The organism is Paenibacillus sp. B-A-8 (assembly GCF_048572915.1).
Taxonomy (GTDB): Bacteria; Bacillota; Bacilli; order Paenibacillales; family Paenibacillaceae; genus Paenibacillus_AQ.
In genome coordinates this window covers 1,929,687-1,950,430 of record NZ_CP183882.1, presented here as the reverse complement: position 1 = coordinate 1,950,430, position 20,744 = coordinate 1,929,687, and the positions used below count along the sequence as shown (strand labels likewise).

General features: G+C 46.4%; 17 protein-coding genes and 1 other annotated feature. Of the genes, 3 read left to right on the top strand and 14 right to left on the bottom strand.

What is annotated here, in order from left to right:
• Nucleotides 1-15: 15 nt before the first annotated feature.
• Together ACN6MV_RS08540 and ACN6MV_RS08535 are read right to left on the bottom strand one after the other, a co-directional pair.
• On the bottom strand, nucleotides 16-405 hold the full coding sequence (locus tag ACN6MV_RS08540) for a spore coat protein (protein ID WP_339289874.1): 390 nt from the start codon (nucleotides 403-405) through the stop codon (nucleotides 16-18).
• A 31-nt stretch (nucleotides 406-436) separates the two neighbouring features.
• Nucleotides 437-670, bottom strand: coding sequence for a hypothetical protein (locus ACN6MV_RS08535; RefSeq protein WP_042125585.1), 234 nt, complete (start codon nucleotides 668-670; stop codon nucleotides 437-439).
• A 177-nt stretch (nucleotides 671-847) separates the two neighbouring features.
• Here ACN6MV_RS08535 and ACN6MV_RS08530 point away from each other — a divergent pair, with 177 nt between their 5' ends.
• On the top strand, nucleotides 848-2,104 hold the full coding sequence (locus ACN6MV_RS08530; RefSeq protein WP_042131980.1) for an NAD(P)/FAD-dependent oxidoreductase: 1,257 nt from the start codon (nucleotides 848-850) through the stop codon (nucleotides 2,102-2,104).
• 55 nt (nucleotides 2,105-2,159) lie between these two features.
• Here the strand turns inward: ACN6MV_RS08530 and ACN6MV_RS08525 are convergent, their stop codons facing one another.
• From ACN6MV_RS08525 to ACN6MV_RS08515, 3 genes are all read right to left on the bottom strand, one after another.
• Entirely contained in the window at nucleotides 2,160-2,702 is a 543-nt protein-coding gene (locus ACN6MV_RS08525; RefSeq protein WP_042125583.1) for a hypothetical protein, read from the bottom strand.
• A gap of 215 nt (nucleotides 2,703-2,917) precedes the next feature.
• Complete coding sequence (locus ACN6MV_RS08520; protein ID WP_042125581.1) at nucleotides 2,918-3,337, bottom strand: DUF350 domain-containing protein; 420 nt, start codon at nucleotides 3,335-3,337, stop codon at nucleotides 2,918-2,920.
• A gap of 31 nt (nucleotides 3,338-3,368) precedes the next feature.
• The gene (locus ACN6MV_RS08515; protein ID WP_339289873.1) at nucleotides 3,369-5,735 is read right to left on the bottom strand and encodes an endonuclease MutS2; all 2,367 of its coding nucleotides are present in this window, start codon (nucleotides 5,733-5,735) and stop codon (nucleotides 3,369-3,371) included.
• Nucleotides 5,736-5,885: 150 nt separating this feature from the next.
• Here ACN6MV_RS08515 and ACN6MV_RS08510 point away from each other — a divergent pair, with 150 nt between their 5' ends.
• Nucleotides 5,886-6,233, top strand: a complete 348-nt coding sequence (locus tag ACN6MV_RS08510; RefSeq protein ID WP_042125577.1) for a phage holin family protein — start codon at nucleotides 5,886-5,888, stop codon at nucleotides 6,231-6,233.
• A gap of 69 nt (nucleotides 6,234-6,302) precedes the next feature.
• Here the strand turns inward: ACN6MV_RS08510 and ACN6MV_RS08505 are convergent, their stop codons facing one another.
• Nucleotides 6,303-7,316: a diguanylate cyclase gene (locus ACN6MV_RS08505; RefSeq protein WP_052414522.1), complete on the bottom strand. Its 1,014-nt coding sequence runs from the start codon at nucleotides 7,314-7,316 to the stop codon at nucleotides 6,303-6,305.
• Nucleotides 7,317-7,642: 326 nt separating this feature from the next.
• On the opposite strand from ACN6MV_RS08505, the gene ACN6MV_RS08500 reads away from it, so the two are divergent.
• Nucleotides 7,643-8,026, top strand: coding sequence for a cupredoxin domain-containing protein (locus tag ACN6MV_RS08500; RefSeq protein WP_331281360.1), 384 nt, complete (start codon nucleotides 7,643-7,645; stop codon nucleotides 8,024-8,026).
• A gap of 238 nt (nucleotides 8,027-8,264) precedes the next feature.
• Here ACN6MV_RS08500 and zapA read toward each other — a convergent pair whose 3' ends face one another.
• The 8 genes from zapA to ACN6MV_RS08460 form a co-directional block, all read right to left on the bottom strand.
• Nucleotides 8,265-10,316, bottom strand: a complete 2,052-nt coding sequence (gene zapA, locus ACN6MV_RS08495) for a cell division protein ZapA (RefSeq protein ID WP_419886729.1) — start codon at nucleotides 10,314-10,316, stop codon at nucleotides 8,265-8,267.
• Between the two features lie 206 nt (nucleotides 10,317-10,522).
• Nucleotides 10,523-12,967, bottom strand: a complete 2,445-nt coding sequence (gene pheT / locus ACN6MV_RS08490) for a phenylalanine--tRNA ligase subunit beta (protein WP_042125572.1) — start codon at nucleotides 12,965-12,967, stop codon at nucleotides 10,523-10,525.
• A 378-nt stretch (nucleotides 12,968-13,345) separates the two neighbouring features.
• On the bottom strand, nucleotides 13,346-14,380 hold the full coding sequence (pheS, locus tag ACN6MV_RS08485; RefSeq protein ID WP_076120826.1) for a phenylalanine--tRNA ligase subunit alpha: 1,035 nt from the start codon (nucleotides 14,378-14,380) through the stop codon (nucleotides 13,346-13,348).
• A gap of 60 nt (nucleotides 14,381-14,440) precedes the next feature.
• Nucleotides 14,441-14,727 (bottom strand) — a binding site (T-box leader).
• A gap of 186 nt (nucleotides 14,728-14,913) precedes the next feature.
• Entirely contained in the window at nucleotides 14,914-15,948 is a 1,035-nt protein-coding gene (locus ACN6MV_RS08480) for an ABC transporter substrate-binding protein (RefSeq protein ID WP_231574086.1), read from the bottom strand.
• A 113-nt stretch (nucleotides 15,949-16,061) separates the two neighbouring features.
• Nucleotides 16,062-17,030: a galactofuranose ABC transporter, permease protein YjfF gene (yjfF, locus tag ACN6MV_RS08475; RefSeq protein ID WP_042125565.1), complete on the bottom strand. Its 969-nt coding sequence runs from the start codon at nucleotides 17,028-17,030 to the stop codon at nucleotides 16,062-16,064.
• Nucleotides 17,020-18,060, bottom strand: a complete 1,041-nt coding sequence (locus ACN6MV_RS08470) for an ABC transporter permease (RefSeq protein ID WP_042125563.1) — start codon at nucleotides 18,058-18,060, stop codon at nucleotides 17,020-17,022. The genes yjfF and ACN6MV_RS08470 overlap by 11 nt, the downstream gene beginning before the upstream one ends.
• 6 nt (nucleotides 18,061-18,066) lie before the next feature.
• Entirely contained in the window at nucleotides 18,067-19,578 is a 1,512-nt protein-coding gene (locus ACN6MV_RS08465; protein ID WP_419886147.1) for a sugar ABC transporter ATP-binding protein, read from the bottom strand.
• 84 nt (nucleotides 19,579-19,662) lie between these two features.
• Nucleotides 19,663-20,694 (bottom strand): ABC transporter substrate-binding protein, encoded by a 1,032-nt coding sequence (locus ACN6MV_RS08460; RefSeq protein WP_419886146.1) that lies wholly within the window; start codon nucleotides 20,692-20,694, stop codon nucleotides 19,663-19,665.
• Between the last annotated feature and the right edge of the window lie 50 nt (nucleotides 20,695-20,744).

Genomic DNA, 20,744 nt, shown 5'->3' with positions numbered 1-20,744 from the left:
CGATAACCAACTTGGTTACATTAAATGAGACGGTTGATGTTGCCCATTCGAATGAAGATGCGCGTTCGTATTGTGAGCAAAGGATCCAGCTTGTCCGGTTTTTTGCTGAACAAATTGTCCGGCTTTTTGCTGCAATTGCTGTGCAGTTTGGAGCTGCTTGTCTACATCTTGGCGCAATGCTTTTGCAGGTGCAGGATACATATTCAGTTGGGACATCTGCGTATAAAGCTCGCCCTGAAGTCGAAGCGTGTTCATGGTCATGTCGTTAAACACCCGACGAACCGCTGGACATGCTGATTCTGTAGCGGCGGTCGCATATTCACGGACCGTCCGCTTCAAGTCACACAAAATGGTGTTCATCAAATCCTCATCTGGCATAAATGCTGCTGAATTTTGTGCGTTCATAAAATAACCTCCTTAAGATTTAATAATGCATTTATTGTGGGCTTGTAGGCGCATATTGCTGATGTTGCTGGATTAACTGAGTAAGTGTAGTCATGTGTTGTGTATGGTTTTGCATGTGCTCCATACAAATTCGACGAACCTGCTCATTCTGTGTTGTCGCAGCTGTGGCCGCGCATTGCTTGAGGAGCAAATCCTCGTTGGAAATGGAGTCGGCAATATATTCCAGTTCTTTTCCGCTTAATGCCTGCATTTGATTTGATTGCATGTGTTGTAGTCCCTCCTTGTAGTTGATCCAAACAGGCTTTAGTATACCGCCAACACACACCATTTATTTGCCCGAGAGCATTAGAGAGATATGACAAAAATAAGAACATGCTGCGAATGAGACGGTAATATGCCGCCCATACTTAATTATGGAACGAATGAAGGAGCGATCAATTTCATGAGACTAAATAGCGGCACCCCCCCTTGGAGAAACACTTTACAAGACCCTCCAACTTATCCCGCGCTAGAGGATACCATACGCTGTGATTGCCTGGTTGTAGGCGCTGGAATGGGCGGAGCAATGGCATCCTATCGCTTGTCGTTAAGCGGAGCGGAGGCTGTTCTGATCGAAAAAAAACGAGTTGGCAGCGGAAGTTCACATGCCAATACTGGTCTGCTGCAAATATCTAACGACAAATCGTTAACCTCATGTATGAACACCTTTGGAGAAAAGAACGGCTTGCTCTTTTATCAGCTATGCCAAGCAGGGGTTAGAAATATTCTGGATCTGCCGGCCAAACTCGATATCGATCCCCAAATCATTCCTCGCAGCAGCCTTTTATATGCCAGTACACATGAGGATGTACCCGCTCTGCGAGAAGAATATGAGAATCTCGTTGCTCACGGATTCGATTCTGATTTCTGGGAAGAGGAAAAAATAGCTTCTGTGTATTCTTTTTCAAAACCCGCTGCGCTTTATTCACGCGGTGATGCAGAGGCGAATCCTTTCCGGACGGTTCACAGCCTGATCGCCAAGGCAGCAATGAATGGTGTACATGTTTATGAGCAAACCGAGGCTAAACGCTATGAATTTACTGAAGATGGCGTAATTTGCCACACAGAGCATGGACGCATCATTGCGAAAAAGGTTATCTTTGCAATGGGCTATGAAACGCAGGAGTTTAAAAAAGACCGGGGCGCTGAGCTGATCAATACGTATGCTGTGATGACAAAGCCTCTGAAGGAATTTCCGAAATGGCATGAGCGCAGCCTTCTTTGGGAAACCGCCCGACCGTATTTGTATTTTCGGACAACACCGGAGGGACGTATTATTGCAGGAGGCAAAGATGAGCCATTGACGGATCCCGAGCGTCGTGATGTCAGAGTAATCTCTCAGAGTCAACGGTTACTGGAAGAGCTGGAAGCTCTGTTTCCTGAAATCAAAGGCATCGAGATTGAATACTCCTGGGGAGCTGTATTCGGCTCCACGCGTGATGGGCTCCCTTATATCGGCCCACATCCCAAGTTCCCTCATTGCTATTTCATCGAGGGTTATGGAGGCAATGGGACGGTGTACAGCATGATTGCTGCGGAGTTATTAACAGATACGATTGCGGGTAAACACCGGCCGGAGCTAGATCTATTCTCGTTGACACGATCAGTTAAACCTTCTCCTTCTCAGAATACGAACGTTAATACACAGAAATGGAATTAAAAAAAGCTTAGTCCCCTTATAGTCAATAAGAGGACTAAGCTTTTTATGATGATACTTATGCTTTATCGGTACTCAGATTACGTACGAGCTGAATACGGTCTTCCTGCGCCAGACTATGCTGTACATGGAAACATGATGGGCACACATAGACATTAAGCGAGAATGGAGATGTTAATACAGGTCCACCCAGTGTAGCCGGTGCAGAAGGCTCGAAGTTGTTAACAAGCTGCTTTCCAGCAAGGATAGTTAATTCATGGCATTGTGTACATTCGGGTGCTTCTTCCTGAATCGCTAAGATACCCGATACACGCTCTTCATACTTATTCAAATCATAATCGTCACCGAATTGATTGAGCGTGTTGTAGATAGGCACTACACTGTCTTTGTCGACGTCGCCCCAAAGATCCTCATCATTAATAACCTCTTGTTTAGGTTCTTCTACAACTTCCTCTTCCTCATCTTCGATGCCGTCTATCCCTACTGTAACAGTACGATATCCGTTAAGTTCATTGTTACAGTGAGGACAATTTTCCTCTGGTCCGAATTCCTCGTCCCATACGATTTCAGTATGACACCAAGGGCACACAGTTGTTTCCATCTTTATAATCTCCTTCTTACTTCACGTTTAAATTTAGTTCATCATTAAATAAATAATACCGGCTGCTATAAAAGCAATGGCTGACACAAACAGAACTCGGGTAAGAATCTTCATGATATCCTCCTAATCCCCCACAAAGTGGAGCTGCTCATTTCAAAGCTTGTCCAGATCCATCTGGAATCCTTTGTAGGGAGGTGCAAAACCGCCTATTTTATTTAAAATATAGCTGCACCGATCACATAAGACAACGAAACCGAGATCAGCATTGCTATTAGCCCAACAGCACGGTTATCCGCAGCGATCTCCTCATCAATAGAGAATACCGGGGTTAGAAATTCAAATAAAAAATAGGCAAGCAGCAGCAGTAAAAAACCAACAACCGACCACTTCATCGTCTCATAAATCGAGACACCTGATTCAATACTGAAGCGCAGCACGTTGCAAATTCCGAAGATTTTGCCGCCAGTAGCCATGGCTACTGCCAAGTTTCCCTTGCGAATTTCTTCCCAGCAATTATATTTCGTTACCATTTCAAAAATAGACAAAAATACAACGAGCCCTAGAATTGCCACTGCAAAGTAGCCAAGCAAGGCACCTAGCGGATGACCCAGCAAAAGATCAATATCTCCTTGCACACTCTTCCCTTCTTTCTGCCGGGCAATCCCGCTATTGCAGCTCAGCTACGGTTACGCCTGCGCCGCCTTCATTATAATTTCCAAGCCTATAGCTCTTAACATGTCTGTGCTTACGCAAATATTCTTGAATCCCTGTGCGGAGCACACCTGTGCCCTTACCATGAATAATTGAAATTTGGCCCAAATTGCCTAAGAAAGCTTCATCAATAAAACGATCCGTCTCCATGATTGCTTCCTCTAGGTTCGTCCCCCGTAAATCCAGTTCTCTACGAATATTCTCGTCACGGGAACGTTTAACGGTTGTTGCCTGCCGAAGAGGCACCGGTGCAGAGGCTGCCTTAGATGAGAGCAGTTCAAGATCATCCAGGCTCACCTTCATCTTCATGATCCCAAACTGTACTAAAGCCTCTTTAGTGCCGCTTAATTCCACTACAAAACCTTTTTGATTTAAGCTATCTACTTTCACTTCATCACCAGGCCCAATCGTCCGCGGAGTCTTAGCTGGCTTCCGAGTTGCGGCTTTCTTACGCGGTGAAGGTTCCGCTTCATCTAGACGTCTCCGTGCTTCAATCAGCTTATGCTCTTTGACTGAAGCGCCTTCTTCCATAGCTAAGCGGCGCAAATCGCTAATGATTACTTCAGCTTCCTTACGCGCTTTCTCCAAAATCGCACTGGCATCTTTCTCCGCTTTCTCCAGTCGTTTGTCCCGCTGGCTTTCCAGCTTTTCAAGCTCTTGCTGGTGTCTGCTGCGCAGTTCTTCCACTTCACGGCGGATACTCTCTGCTCTCTCATGTTCCTGCTCTGCACCAAGTCGATTCTCTTCAAGAGAAGCAATCATATGCTCCACACGAAGGTCTTCTTCCTTCACTTCACCACGTGCATGCTCCAGAATCGCGCTTGGCAGACCTAATCGCTCTGCAATTGCAAAAGCGTTGCTTCGTCCAGGAACACCAATCAGCAAACGATAGGTAGGACTAAGACTTTGGACATCAAATTCCATGCTGGCATTGATGACCCCTTTACGCTCATAAGCATATGCCTTCAGTTCGCTATAATGCGTAGTAGCGACCATACGGCATTCAGTCCGGTGAATATGCTCCAGAATGGCAATTGCCAGCGCGGAGCCTTCTGCCGGATCCGTTCCTGCACCCACTTCATCAAGCAGAATAAGACTCTTTGGAGTCATTCGGCGCAGAATGGATATAATATTCGTCATATGGCTGGAGAACGTACTCAGACTTTGCTCAATACTCTGTTCATCGCCAATATCTGCATAAATGGCATCAAACACACACATTTGACTGCCTTCCTCTGCTGGAATGAACAAACCAGACATCGACATAAGACTCAACAGTCCAATGGTCTTGAGTGTAACGGTTTTACCACCTGTATTCGGTCCAGTTACAATTATCGAGCTATATTGGTTGCCGAGCTCTACATCCAGAGGAACCACATGCTCCGCAGGAATCAGCGGATGTCGTCCTTTGCGCAGCTTCAAATACCCGCGATCATTCATGCGAGGCTGCGTAGCCTTCATATCTCGTGCAAGACGTGCCTTAGAGAAGATGAAATCAAGCTCACCTAAAATATCGATATCATAAGTCATTTCTTCGGCTATATCAGCTACTAGCGCTGTCAACCTATGCAAAATGATCTCAATCTCCCGCTCTTCACGCAGCCGTGTTTCACGCAGTTTGTTATTCATCGCCACAATAGACTCAGGTTCGATAAATAAAGTCGCACCTGATCCAGACTGATCATGTACGATACCACCGAAATGCGCACGATACTCCGCTTTTACAGGAATAACAAACCGATCCCCACGAATCGTTACCAGCTGATCCTGCAGCATTTTAGATACGGAAGAAGAACGAATCATGGAATCCAGCTTCTCACGAATTCGAGTCTCTCCGCCGCGTAATTCACGTCGAATCGTAGCCAATTCAGAGCTAGCTGTGTCAAGAACATCTGCGTTCTCGTCTATGCATAAACGAATGGCATCTTCTACATGTTTTTGCTCTGACAAAACATCGCTGAGTGAAAATAGGAATTCAATCTTCTCCTCCTCATGCATAGCTGCCAGGAAGCGTTTGACTCTTCTTGCTCCGCCAATGGTAGTTCCCACTGCCAGCAGTTCAGTTGTTCCCAGCATTCCGCCTATAGAGGCACGTTTTAGCGCAGCTCGAATATCGCTTATCCCGCCAAATGAAGGAATACCCTTCAGGCGATCTACATTAGCCGCTTCATCCGTGGCTTGAAGTAGCTTTTTCACGCCTTCAAAATCACCGGAGGGTCTTAGCTGCTCCGCAGTCAATCGCCCCATTGAGGTTTGCGTATATTGCATTAATTTATTTAAAATCTTGCGATATTCAAGCGTATGCAAAATTTTGTCGTCCAATTACAGTCACAGCTCCCTTCATAGATGTTTCCATTATACAGAATTCAAGTCAATTTCGCTATTTGGTATAGGATTAAGCATAAAAACAAGTATTAAGGTCACAATAAGAACTGCACATATCCTTAGCTTGGGCCAAAGGAGGTTAGTACATTGAATTTCTTAAGTCATGTGGGTCGTTTTGTTGTAGCAGCGCTTGTTCTGATGGTTGTCGGTTGGATTGTTCCACAGTTCACTATTGGAGGCTTTTGGAGCGCTCTTATCCTTGCACTGGTGATCGCGTTACTCGGCTGGGTTGTCGAAGGAATCTTCGGCAAGAAAGCAACACCCTTCGGCCGCGGTATCGTCGGTTTTATCGTCAGTGCATTAGTCATCTGGGTCGCCCAATTCGTAGTGAGTGGAGTTAGCGTATCCATTCTAGGAGCAATCCTGGCAGCACTGGTCATCGGTATTGTCGACTTGTTTTTACCGGTATCCACCCCGTTCGAAGCGGCAAAGTAACGAAAGCTATCCACAACACAGAACCCCTATTCCCGGTTCTTTTCCGGCAATAAGGGTTCTGTGTCTTTTTTATCCATAAGTCGCAATTTCAGCTCCATCATTGTCAAAAGCATTAACGACTGTATTCTTGCCACGTTTCTTCGCTGCATATAGCGCATTATCCGTTTTGCGGAACAGAATCTCCTTCCCGTCCCCTAGCTGATATTCACATATTCCAATGCTTACGGTGATCGGCTTATTGCCAGCGTGCAAATGCTCTATTCGAGCAATGTTGATCCGTAGTTCCTCTATAGCTTTATAGGCCTCAGAATAACTTTTGTCCGTAAAAATCACTGCAAACTCTTCACCGCCGTATCTGGCTGCAAAATCATTAAGTTCGATCATGCCGCCAACCTTTTCCGCAACCGCCTTAAGTACAAGATCCCCTACCCAGTGCCCATATGTATCATTAACCTGCTTGAAATTATCGATATCGAAAAGAGCCAGCTGTAATTTGAGGTTGTTGCTCTCACACTGCTCTAATAATGTATCCAGGTATTCATGAAATGTTTTATGGTTGTACAGCCCAGTGAGCGCATCTGTCTTGAGCAGCTTATCAGAAACAGCCCTCTCCACCATGAGATCTTGGCCTTCCTTCGTTAATCTCTCTAGATTATCACGCGCTTCCCGAGCTCGGATTATTACCGCATGAGCCATCCCTACGAAAATAATAAATACACACTCTACCATTAAGAATTCAAGCAACGGTTTATTCAGAAATATCCGTTCTAATCCAAAATAATTCCCTGCATAAAACACTACGCTGAATATCCCCATAATGTACAGAAGCTTACTATCAAAGTAAATTAGAGCAACCATAATAGGCATCATTAACGTCATCTGCGCACCATCAACATAAGGCTCTAATACAAAATACATAAGATAGGATACTAGAAATCCACAACTGACCACTCCGAGCTTAGGAGAAAGTCTGCTATACCGCAGCCACAGCTCAGCTGCAATCATAAAGATCACAATTAATAAATTGCAAGCTAGAAACAAATGTGATTGCGTTTGTGTGTGGGGAAGGTCAACATTTATCATAAAAAGGATCTCTGAAACCATCATTAGAATGACTATTATCCAGAAGCCTTTTAAAATTCTACGGTGCCAAATCTCTGTTTTTAGCACATCGTTATTATTAATAATCTGTATCCCCTACTTAATCGTTAATATATTCTTTTTTCATTATAATAAATCTAAATTAGATTCACATCAATTTTTTGCAATTTTCGACAAAGTTTGAGCGATCCCTTCGTTCACGGATTATTCACAATTCATCAAAGTGATGACAGAAATTTTAAGTTATGATGTTTACATAATTGTCACATTATTTCTGAGATTGTACTTCCTGGGAGGGGATAAGGATTATGAAGAGAGTTGCAATTCTGCTTTCCATTGTGTTTGTAATAGCTCTCACTGCCTGCAGCAACAGTAACAATAATACAGCAAGTAATAGCGGTAATGAATCTAAGCCAGAAATCGAAGCAGAAACAGAACTCATAATTACGGCTACAAATTACAGCTTTGATCAGGAAGAATATCATTTAAAAAAAGGTGTACCCGTCAAAATTATTTTTAAAAACGATAGCGGCAATCATGGCATCCTTATCCCTGAATTTGAACTCCAGCTTAATAGCAAAAAATCCTCAAAGGTAATTGTTCCGGAAGAAGCCGGCACATTCGAAATGACCTGTTCGATTATGTGCGGTTCCGGACATAGCGGTATGAATGCAAAAATCATCGTAGAATAGATGACTCAATAAAATAGCCGATCGCTAGGGAATTTCCCTACGGTCGGCTATTTATTTACGCTGTGGCCACTAGCATAAACGCCTTCGGCGTCTCTATAAGAATACTAACCATTTAAGCGAGAAATATAAGAAAGGATAGTGTGAGGCTTATACTAACTTATATTTTAGACAAAGAGGGCTAACCTGAAATAGATCTCTCTACACCTCAGGTACAGCCCTCTTTTCTTGCATCCGACATTCAACTATCCTGTTCGATCAGTTGAATCCATTCATTATATTCATTCTGAAGCTTGGCATATTCCTCTTGAAGATTACGATGCTCATCCGTCATCTTCTGTAGCTCATTCTGATGCATCTCAAACTGGACCTGTAGCAGACGCAGTTGTCCTTGAGCCAACTCATAGTTCTCGCCGACTTCACCAAGCTGCTGAAGCACCTCACTGCGTTCACGTTCAATAGATTCCTGCTTCGCCTCAGCCTCACCGGCCTCCTGCTGCCAAATATCTATCTCTTCGCGCAGCTTCGCTTCTAAATCACTCCACTGCTGCTGCCGCTCGAATAACTCCTCGTACTTGTGCTTCCAGGAAGCTCCGTACGCCTCGGCCTCCTTAAGCACTCCCTGCTGCTCAGCAACAGTAGCAGCGGCTTCACGGCTAGCTTCAGACAACTCTTCCAAACGTCGTGCTGTCTCTTCGCCTTCTTCCTGCAGCAGCTGATATCTTTCCTGCAGACGTTCGCCATCTTGCAGCACTTCGTCATATTGAGAGATCAGTTCCTCATAGCGTTCACGAAGCGCAGACAGTTCCTTCTGAACCTGTCCACCTTGTTCACGGAGTGCTGCAGTTTCCTCTTCTGCATCTGTACGAAGTTGAACTTGATGATCTAATTGTTGTACTAATCCATCCGCTTGACCACGAAGAACCTCAATCTCCTTCTGAAGTGTCAGTGATTTCTCCTCGGACTCCAGCAGATTCATTTCCAGTTCGCCAATATCATCCATTCGTTTATCCGAAAGCTCTTGCCAATTCGCTGCCTCCGCCATAGATCCAGCGAGTTCTTCCTGAACACGGTGCAGATTATCACTCGTTTCCTGTAATGACTTCCGCAGCTCTGCTGCTTCATTCTGTGACAGCTGATAACGCTGACGCAATTCTTCCAGCTCTTCATTCAACAGCACACCTAACTCAGTAGCCGTACGCAGTTCCTCACTGAGCTGCTCTTCGCGTTTAACCACTGCTTCATATTGTCCGAGCAGCGTTTGACGAGCATCTCGTTCACTCTTAAGACTGGCTTCAGCCGCACGGAGTCTAGACTGAAGTTGTCCTGTTCCACCACGGAGCTCAGCCAGCTGTTTCTCAAGCTCTTGAATGCTTTGCTTATGTCTGTGTTCCTGAGTGCCTTGCGATTGTCGAAGCTCCTTATTCTTAGCAAGCTCCCGTTGTAAAGCTTCCCGCTCTTCAGCCAGTTCCTTGCCTAGCTTCGTTGTTGTATCCTCAAGCTCCTTACCCAGTGTTAACTTAGTCTCCTCGAGTTCCTTACCTAATGTCGATTTGGTTTCCTCAAGCTGTTTCTCTAATGTTGACCTGGTCTCGGTTAACTCAAGCTCCAGGGCAGACAAAGTATCTGTCTTCTCCTTAATCAGCGTCTCACGGATGTTCTCCAGCTCTAGCAGATGCGCCGTCTTCTGCTCTTCCAATTGCTGCAGACGGATGGCTTCTGCAATCGCTAGCTCCTCTCGATGATTCTCACGAATAGCAGCCTGTTCTGCCTCATAGCTTGCCCGCAGTGCTTGAAGCTCCTGCTCACGCGCAAGCAGCTCCTCTTCCAGCTTCTCTCGCGCAGCTTCAGCCGCTTGGTTTGCCTCCTGAAGCTGGTCCGCATGTACCTTGCGCTCGTTCTCCTGGATCTCCAGATGACGCTTGCGTTCTTCTTCAATCGCAGCAATCAGTCGCTCTGCTTCTTCCTTAGCCGCCGCTTCAAGGCGTTCATATTCTTCTTGTCGCTCCCGCTGAACCTCCAGCAGGCGAGATACTTCCAATCGCAGTTCACTGCGTTCACCTGTCATCATGTTGAGTTCATTTTTAAAATCCTGAACCTGAATAGCCTGCTCCGCCATATGTACTGCTGCAAGCACCGCAATACGCGGCGTATCCAGTCTGGTGTGTGATTTAGAAATCGTGCGCATATGTTCGTCAACATAACGGGCCACTTGTTTCATATATTCAGTGCTGCTTCCGACGAGTTTATAGGAAGTTCCGTATATCTCCACGGCGACACGAGTCCGGTCCATAGCCACAGTTGTGCCCTCCTTTGTATGTGTGCGGATTCTAAGCTAGTCTTACTGTTTCTATTGTAGCTTTTTTCTTAAGCATTTGGCAAAATCCCTTGTAATTCAATAGATTCTCGCTGACATCCTCCGCATTTCACTCTACCCAGAAAAAGCCGCAGCGAATCTCAGTTTCTAAATGGATTCGCTGCGGCTTTACACAATTCCTGCTATTTTCTTAATTCTGCACCAAAAGTTTGTTGAAGGGACGATAATAGCTTATCGTGTACTTCTCCAACCTCTTCATCTGTCAATGTATGTTCACCGTGACGATACAGAAGTGAGATCGCAATGCTCTTCTTCCCACTCTCTAATTTGCCGCCAGTGTACACGTCGAATACCTGAACGGATTGTAGCAAAGTCCCTCCGTTTGCACGGATGGAAGCTAGCAGATCGCCCGCTGGTACAGTTGAATCAACAACCACAGCAATATCCCGTTCCATTCCCGGGAAACGTGGAAGCTCATTATATTGCAGACGGCTGTGCGTGTTATCATACAGCGGCTGCAATAAAATCTCAGCGACATAGGTATCCACTAGATCAAGCTCTCTTTGCAGTTCCGGATGGAGCTGACCCATCGTTCCGATCTTCACACGACCCTCGTCTCCGAGCAGGTACACAGACGCGGAACGTCCAGGATGATATCCTTCTGGACTGTCTCCCTCGTAGATGATTCTGTCTGTAAGACCCAAATAAGCAAACACCGATTCTAGCGCACCCTTCAAATCAAAGAAATCGACAGGCTGTGCTGAAACGTTCCATTGCTTCACGGTTAGGCTACCGCTAAGCAACAAACCCAGCACTGGCAACTCACGCGGCTGGCGAGTCAACTGTTCTTCATCCGTGAAGAAGACATTGCCGATTTCAAACAACGCTAGATCGCTTTGACGACGGTTGGTATTGTAGCTAGCAATATCCAAAAGTTGTGGCAGAAGGCTAGTACGCAGTACACTGCGTTCTTCACTCATTGGCATAGCCAATTTAACCGCTTGTGAGCCTTCTGATAACTCAGGGAACATTTTGCTTTGTGCCGGCTGGATGAAGGAGTAGCCCATCACTTCCTGATAACCGCCATGCGACAACAGGCGACGCAGTTCACGGCGGAGTGATTGCTTATGCGTTAATGCACCTGGCGTTGTAACTCCTTCAATCAGAGTCGTTGGAATATTGTCGTACCCGTACAGACGAGCAATTTCTTCGATAAGGTCAACATCATAGTTGATATCGCCACGTCTAGTCGGCACCTGAACTTCGATCAGCCCTTGTGCAGTATCACCACACTTGAAATGAAGACGTCCAAACAATGTCTTCACTTCTAGCAAGGACAGATCTGTTCCGAGATAACGGTTCAACTTCTCCAAGGACAAAGTCAGTACCTTCTCTTCAGTTGCGACTGTTCCTGCTTGAACAATTCCTTCATGCACAGATCCGCCAGCATAACGTGCAATAAGTACTGCTGCGCGGTTCAATGCAGGAATAACTGCATTTGGGTCCACTTCTTTCTCGAAACGAAGGGATGCTTCCGAGCGAAGCCCCAGTTGACGCGAGGTTTTACGAACAGTTCCTCCATCAAACTTAGCGGATTCCAGAACGAGATTTACCGTTTCAGCAGTAACTTCTGTATCCTGTCCTCCCATTACTCCAGCCAGAGCTACTGCTTTAGCTCCATCAGCGATAACGAGCATATGTGGCTCAAGCTTCCGTTCTTGGCCATCAAGTGTAGTCAGGACTTCACCTTCATGAGCAAGACGAACGCCGAGTTCTCCGCCTTCGATTTTATCTGCATCAAAAGCATGCAGCGGCTGTCCGTATTCGAGCATCACATAGTTAGTGATGTCTACGATGTTGTTAATTGGACGAATCCCTGCCGCCATCAGACGATTCTGAATCCACAGCGGTGATGCTGCAGGTTTAACACCCGAGATATAACGAACAGCGTAGTGACTGCAAAGTTCTTCATTCTCAATCTTAACGGAAATAGATTTAGCAGCTGCTCCGCTGATCTCAATGATTTCGCCTGCTGGATTAGGCAATTTGATCTCGCGTCCAAGAATCGCGCTCACTTCATAAGCAGCACCAATCATGCTTAGACAATCTGAACGGTTCGGAGTCAGATCGAATTCCAGAATCTCATCATCTAAACCCAGCAACTTTGAAATATCTTGACCGATCTCTGTTCCCTCTGGAAGCACAAGAATTCCTTCTTGTTGCTCTTTAGGAAGCAATTTATCGTTCAGGCCTAATTCTTTAGCTGAGCAGATCATCCCTTGCGATAATACTCCGCGCAGCTTTGCTTTTTTGATATCCAGCCCTGGCAGCTTAGCGCCTACAAGAGCTACAGGAACGGTTTGTCCTTCAGCCACATTTTTTGCGCCGCAGACGATTTGCAGATCTTCACCTTGACCTGCATCCACGATACATATGTTCAGCTTATCAGCATCAGGATGCTTTTCCTTCGATTTCACATAGCCGGTTACGATGCCCGAAATCCCTTTATTACGGCGCTCTACTCCGTCAATTTCAATGCCGGCAGCGGTAATCTTCTCCGCTAGCTTTTCGGCGGTTACTCCTTCAATCGATGTATAATCAGCCAACCATCCGGTTGATACTTTCATGTCCGCTCACTTCCTTTATGTTTCAGATGTATTTATCTACTTGCCGTTCGATCTGCTTCCAGTCGGAGGCTTGATTAAGAGCTCTCAATTTCAACTGCAAAACACTATTAAGAGCGGTCCCTGCAAGGAATCTTTGGACTTCCGGCCGCTGTTGTCCCCAGATTTCTTGATCTAAACCGCTCTTCGCGGTGGAAATCCGGGGACAAAGCTTATGCTTACGATGCTAGCTTTCCTACGGAAAGCTTTCAGGCGGTCGCTATCGCTCCTACAGTTCCAAAATTCCTTTCCGATCCTAGCTTAATAGGTTTTTTACAACATGAAATCAAATGCTCCAAAATCCATCCTCCTAACCCGTCAGCCAGCTCGCCCACCAAAAATCTAAACGCCCTTGAACTGCTTTACAAAACTCATATCGTTGTTATAGAAATGACGAATGTCATCGATGCCGTATTTAAGCATAGCAATCCGCTCAACACCCATACCGAATGCGAAGCCGCTATACTTAGCAGGATCATAGCCACCCATTTTCAGAACATTTGGATGCACCATACCCGCGCCAAGAATTTCTAACCATCCGCTTTGCTTGCACAGTCTGCAACCATCGCCGCCACATTTGAAGCAGCTTACGTCCACTTCAACGCTAGGCTCGGTGAACGGGAAGAAGCTCGGACGAAGACGAATGCCTGTATTCGGGCCGAACATCTCCTGCACGAATTGCTGCAATGTACCTTTCAGGTCACTCATCCGAATGTTGCTTCCGATAACCAAACCTTCGATTTGATGGAACTGGAAGGAGTGCGTTGCATCGTCATCATCACGGCGGAATACTTTACCCGGGCAGATGATTTTAACCGGAACTTCACCATTCATAGCCTGCATTGTACGAATCTGTACAGGAGACGTTTGAGTACGCATGAGCAGATCATCCGTCAAATAGAAGGAATCCTGCATATCACGAGCCGGGTGGTTCTTAGGCAGATTTAGGGCTTCAAAGTTATAATAATCGGTCTCCACTTCAGGACCTTCAGCCACACGGTAACCCATACCAATGAAAATATCCTCAATTTCCTGAACCACTCTGCTAAGCGGGTGAATGCCCCCTTGCTGCATGCGTCGGCCCGGCAGGGTTACGTCGACTTTTTCAGCCTGCAGACGCTGTTGTGTCTCCTGTTGTTGAAATGCCTCTTGCTTCGCTCCAATAATCTCCTCAATCGCACTACGCACCTGATTCGCTACTTGCCCGATAACCGGACGCTCCTCAGCACTAAGTCCTCCCATACCACGTAGAACTTCTGTAAGCTCACCTTTTTTACCGAGATACTTCACTCTTAGGTCATTCAGAACCTGTGGATCCATAACCTCCTGCAACTTAGCCAGTGCCTCTACCTTCAATGCTTCCAACTTCTCTTTCATGGCCGTGTACAGCCCCCTTCAATCATTGTCTAGTTCAACAAAAAAAGGCCTTTCCTCCCGGTAAGGGACGAAAAGACCGTGGTACCACCCTTGTTAGATAAGCTGATCTGTTCCCCTTAAGAGCTTCATTCCCTCTTTTGGCTGGACAGATACCTATCTCACTTTATACAGAAATAACGGTCTGTGACCGGTTTCCCCTACGCTTCCTTGCAAGGCAATCTTAAGGAATTCAAGGAACTGCTCCGGAGTGAACTTCGACAGCTCTGTTTCCTAGAAACGCTCTCAATCACCGGCGTCTCCTCCCTGTAAGTCAGGCACTGTGTACTCTTCTCCATCAATGCATTTCACAATTCAATCTAATTGTCAGGTATCTCTTTAATGTAAGAGATATGTCTATTTATTATATGCAAAATCTGTCGTTTTGACAAGTTCAAGCATAATTAGGTCAATTTTGATCTGGCTTTAAGCTAGCTTCTGACTCCAGCTGCACCCCCGGAAGGAACACCTCAAAGCGAAAGCTTTTTATCATCTGGTTAATATGTCCGGTTATCTACTTCCATTGCGGCCAGTTCCTGAGGGTAAATATCTTCTGCTGGAACCATACGTTTGGGGAGGGTCCGGCCCGACATAATCTCTTGGGTAGCTTGCATTAGTAAAGGACCCAAGAGCGGATTGCATTCAACGACAGCATTAATGTTCCCGGCAATCATCTGTTCAAAGGCACGGCGTGTCCCGTCAACTGAAATTATTATAATATCAGTACCCGGCTTCAGTCCGGCCTCCTCAATGGCTTCAACTGCACCAACGGCCATGTCATCATTATGGGAGAACAGCACCTGCGGCCACTCATCTTGAGGCAGGCTCAGGTATTCCTGCATGATCTTACTCCCTCCTGCCTTAGTAAAATCCGCAGGGCGGGTAAGTGTAATTTCAAAGGTATTTCGCCCCTTTATCGTCTCCCGAAACCCGCGTCCGCGGTCAATTGAAGGGGTGGATCCGATAGTACCCTGAAGTTCGGCAATTTTGATTTGTCCGGTATGATGCCGCATTTTGTCCAGCATATATTTAGCGGCCTTCACCCCTTCTTCAAAGAAGTCAGAGCCTATGCAGGTCACATAAAGTGAGTGGTCTTGCACATTAATAGAACGGTCAAGAATGATGACGGGTATGCCTGCCTGCTTTACTTCTTCTAAAATATCATCCCATCCGGTCTGCACAACAGGGGCAATTGCAATGATATCTACATTGCTCTTCATAAATGAACGGATGGCTTCCACCTGCTTTTGCTGAGATTGCTCAGCATTCTTCATAATTAGTGAAATGCCCGCTTCCCGAGCTGCCTCCTTAATGGAATTCGTATTTGCAGCTCTCCATGTACTCTCCGAGCCCAACTGGGAGAATCCGAGTAATATAGTTTTGGCTGCAGGCAGATCTGCCTGCGGAGGATTATTGATCTTCAAGGGGATTTCCGTAGGCCTGAGCGAAGGTTCGGCACTCCTGACCCCTGCTCCGAAGCAGCCAGTCAGGAACACAAACACTAAGCAGACTATCCATTTCCCTGCTTTCACTGAACTCTCCCCCATTTTGGTAACGGTTGCATTTATAAACGAATACTATCGGGAACCCAAGAAAACGGAGCCCGATGGTAATTGTAGCAACAATTCTATAGTAAGAGCAACTGCTACTGCCTTAGGATAGAACGTCTTGCACTAAGAATTCTCTGAAACAGGATAAAGGTGAAGAGCAGCAGACCGATAACAATTTTGGTCCACCAGGAGCTGAGTGTACCATCGAAACTGATTAAGGTTTGGATTACGCCCTGAATTAGCACACCGAAGAAGGTACCAAGGACATAACCGACGCCTCCAGTTAGTAACGTTCCACCTATGACAACCGCAGCAATCGTGTCAAGCTCAAAACCAACTGCATGAAGCCCGTATCCCGATAGCATGTAGAATGTGAACACGACGCCAGCCAAAGCTGAACAGAATCCGCTAAACGCATATACCAGCACTTTGGTTCGCGCAACCGGAAGCCCCATCAGCAACGCCGATTGTTCGTTTCCCCCAAGAGCGTACACATTGCGGCCAAATCGCGTATAATGCGCGATGAAGATAGCGGCGGCTGTGACAATCAACGCAACAATAGCACTAATTGAAATAAAGCTGCCACCCGGGAGCGTGATCTTGGTCTGCGCTACATTCGTATAGAAAGCGTTATCTATCGTTATCGTATCAATGCTGATTACATAGCACAATCCACGAGCCAAAAACATTCCCGCTAAAGTCACGATAAAAGGCTGAATTTTAAAATAGTGGATAATGGCTCCCATTCCCGATCCAAAAACGGCTCCCATAAGAAGTACTAGCGGAATAACGACTGCTGGAGACCATCCTTGCTGCTGAATCAGGCTCGCTGACACCATTGTTGTAAGAGCGATGATTGAGCCGACGGACAAATCAATACCTCCGGACAGAATGACAAAGGACATGCCGATGGCGGTAATCAGCAGAAAGGCATTATCCACGAAAAGGTTCATCAGTACCTGCAGAGAGAAAAAACCGGTATATCGGAAAGAACCTGCAGCAAACATGGCCAGAAACAGTGCAATCGTTACAATAATCGGAATATACTTGCGTTTAAGAAACATGGCGTGCAATCTCCTTTTCTCCTGGATAATGCCGCTTTTTCCACCGCAAGGCAAGTGCTGCCCGGAAGGCAGATGACTGGATCAAGCAGACCGCCAGCACTACAAACGCTTTGACTACCAGCGTGATTTCCGGCGGAACACCGATCATATAGATTGTGGTGGTCAGCGTTTGGATGATCAGGGCTCCGACAACAGTTCCAAGTAAATAGAAGCGTCCGCCGTTTAGTGATGTTCCGCCGATAACGACTGCCAGGATGGCATCTAGTTCATACCACAGCCCTGCGTTATTTCCATCTGCGCTGGATACATTTGAACTCAACAGCAATCCGGCTATACCGGCACACAATCCGCAGAATATATATACGGACATCATCACCCATTTGGCACGAATACCCGACATCAGACTTGCCATCGGGTTACAGCCAACCGATTCAATAAACAGCCCCAGTGCTGTCTTTCTTGTGAGCAGTACGGCTGTAACAAGAACGGCGGCTACTACAAAGATGGAGAACGGCAAAGTCGCCAATGAACCGGAGCCGATATAAGTGTATTTATCGCTCGTCACTGTGATAATCTGTCCGCCAGTAATGAGTTGGGCTATTCCGCGCCCGGCCACCATAAGAATTAAGGTGGCAATAATCGGCTGAATGCCAGCGACTGACACCAGCAGCCCATTCCATACCCCCAGAAGGAGAGATAGCACCACTGCCATTAGTACCGATATCAGAATCAAGGACAGCATATTCTGATCCGAGCCTTTGCTAATGGAAAGACAGGCAATAGCTCCCGATATAGCCACGATTGATCCGACGGACAAATCAATCCCGCTCGTAGCCACAACCAGAGTCATTCCGATCGCCACGAGTACCAAAGGGGCGCCAAAGTTGAGAATATCGATCAGACTGCCGTATAAATGCCCGTCTTGCAGCGTAATCGAGAAGAAATCAGGAGAATAAAAAAGATTAAATAGCATCAATGCAGCCAGTACGCACAACGGCCAGAATAAATGATGTTTATAAATGGTTTTCATATGATCTCAGCTCCCTGCTATTGCCTGCATGATTGTATGCTGGCTCATATCCTTGTCTGAAATTTCCGTTACTTTATGCCGGTCCCGTAGGACAACGATTTTGTCGCTGACGCGAATCACTTCTTCCAGTTCGGAAGAAATAAACACAAAGGACATTCCTTGGCGTGAAAGTGACAGTACCAGCTTCTGAATCTCCGCTTTTGCGCCAATATCTATCCCGCGGGTCGGTTCGTCCAGAATAAATAAATCCGGCTCAGTTAACAGCCATCTGGCGAGTAGCACCTTTTGTTGATTACCACCGCTTAAATTCTTGATCAGGTGATCGGGATTGGGCGGGTTGATATTAAGCATACGGATATATTCCTCTGCAACTTCGTCCTGACGCTTTCGGGAAATGGTCTTGAACCAGCCCAGTTTGGCCTGCAGGGCAAGAATTATATTTTCCCGGATCGTAAGATCTCCAATGATGCCTTCAGTCTTTCTATTTTCTGAACAGAAGGCAATCCGCCGATGAATAGCCTCACGCGGCGAACGTACGTTTCCCCCTCCAACAGCAAACGTAAGCTTACCGGTATCGGGCTTATCGGCTCCGAACAATAACCGTGCAGCTTCGGTCCGGCCCGAACCCAAAAGACCGGCAAGGCCAACAACTTCTCCCTTAGAGATAGACAGATCAAACGGTTCGATGGCTCCCTTCCGACCCAGTCCTTCAGCTTTGAGTAGCTCCTCTCCCGCTTTATCCTTATTGGTTCCTGAAAGAACAGGAAGTTCCTCCAGCAAATTCAGTTCCTTGCCGATCATCTTCAGAACAAGATCCAGCCTAGTCAGATCTTTTGCCATATGCTCCCCGGCAAATTCCCCATTTCGCAGGATGGTTACCCGGTCGGAGATTTCATACATCTGATCCAAAAAATGAGTAACGAATAGAATCGCAAGCCCGTCACTTTTCAGCTTCCTCACTACACGGAATAATTGTTCGACCTCATTTTTGTCCAGACTGGAGGTGGGTTCGTCCAGAATCAGAACCTTTGCGGAAATATTTAGTGCCCTGGCAATAGCGATTAACTGCTGTACAGCAACGGAATACATGTGCAGAGGTTGAGCCACGTCTATATCTAGATTCAAACGGTCCTTTAGCAGCACTTCCGCCTTTCGGTTCATTTCTTTCCAAATGATGCGGCCCAGTTTTCGGGGCTCTCTCCCGATAAATATATTCTCTGCCACTGTCAGATTGGGGCAAAGATTGACTTCCTGATACACTGTGCTAATGCCGGCCGCCTGTGATTCCAGTGGATTGTGCACCGTTATAGGAATGCCTTCCATTTCTACAGTTCCGTCATCAATGGAATATACGCCGGTCAGTACTTTGATCAACGTTGATTTTCCTGCGCCGTTTTCACCCATAAGCGCATGTACTTCTCCGGGAAAAAGGCGTAGACTTACACCGCTAAGTGCTTTGACTCCCGGAAACCGTTTATGAATATTGGTCATTTGCAGTATGGGCCTTGCCATGCTCATATCATCATCCACTCCTTGGTTTAATGAAGCCACTCCGTGAACCTGGTCACCAGCTACGGAGCGGCGGTGTTAAATAGGTCAGGATTAATATTGACGGCTTGGCAGAGCTTCTTTGGCCTGCTCGGAAGTAAATGTCGTTTCTTCGGTCACAATACGGGCTTCAACCGTTTTTCCATCGACAACATCCTGAACCACTTTCATTAATTGAGGTCCAAGCAAGGGGTTACACTCGACGATAAAGTTGATTTTTCCATCGCTGGCAGCCTGCATTCCGTCTTTAACTGCATCGACCGAAATGATTTTAATATCTTCTCCGGGTTTCAGTCCGGCAGCTTCAATCGCTTGGATTGCACCCAGCGCCATATCATCGTTATGCGCATAGAGAACATCAATATCCTTATGGGCTTTCAGAAACGCCTGCATAACTTCTTTCCCCTTGGCCCGTGTAAAGTCTCCTGTCTGGGAAGCAACAATCTTAAGCTTAGGATTGCTGGAGATCACTTCCTTGAATCCTTGCATACGGTCATTAGCCGGAGCAGAGCCTGTGGTTCCCTGCAGTTCAACGATATTTATGTCTTCTGCGGCATCCTTATATTGGTCAGATAACCATTGACCGGCCTTCCGTCCTTCTTCTACAAAGTCAGAACCTAGGAATGTCACATATAGCGAAGTGTCCTTCGAGTCGACGGCACGGTCAGTCAGAACCACCGGAATTCCTGCATCCTTGGCTTCTTTAAGTACAGTGTCCCATCCGGATTCCACGACCGGCGAGAAGGCGATAACATCCACCTTTTGCTGAATAAATGAGCGAAGTGCCTTGATCTGGTTCTCCTGTTTTTGCTGTGCATCCGAAAACTTCAGCGTAAAACCGGCATCTTTGGCCGAATCCTGTATCGATTTGGTGTTCGCACTGCGCCAGCCGCTTTCTGCTCCTACTTGTGAGAAGCCGAGCGTGATACTCTTAGACGGTTTCGCTCCGGAACTCCCTGCATTCTCTCCGGCAGTATTCCCGTTATTTCCAGCATCTCCGCCGCCGCTGTTACTACCGCAAGCTCCAACGATCATCATGGACAAGCTTAACGCTAACACAGCACCCATTTTTCCGAGTCTCTTCATAAACTGTTGTCCTCCCCCTTATCAATCACCATTACCTGGTGTTGGCCTGA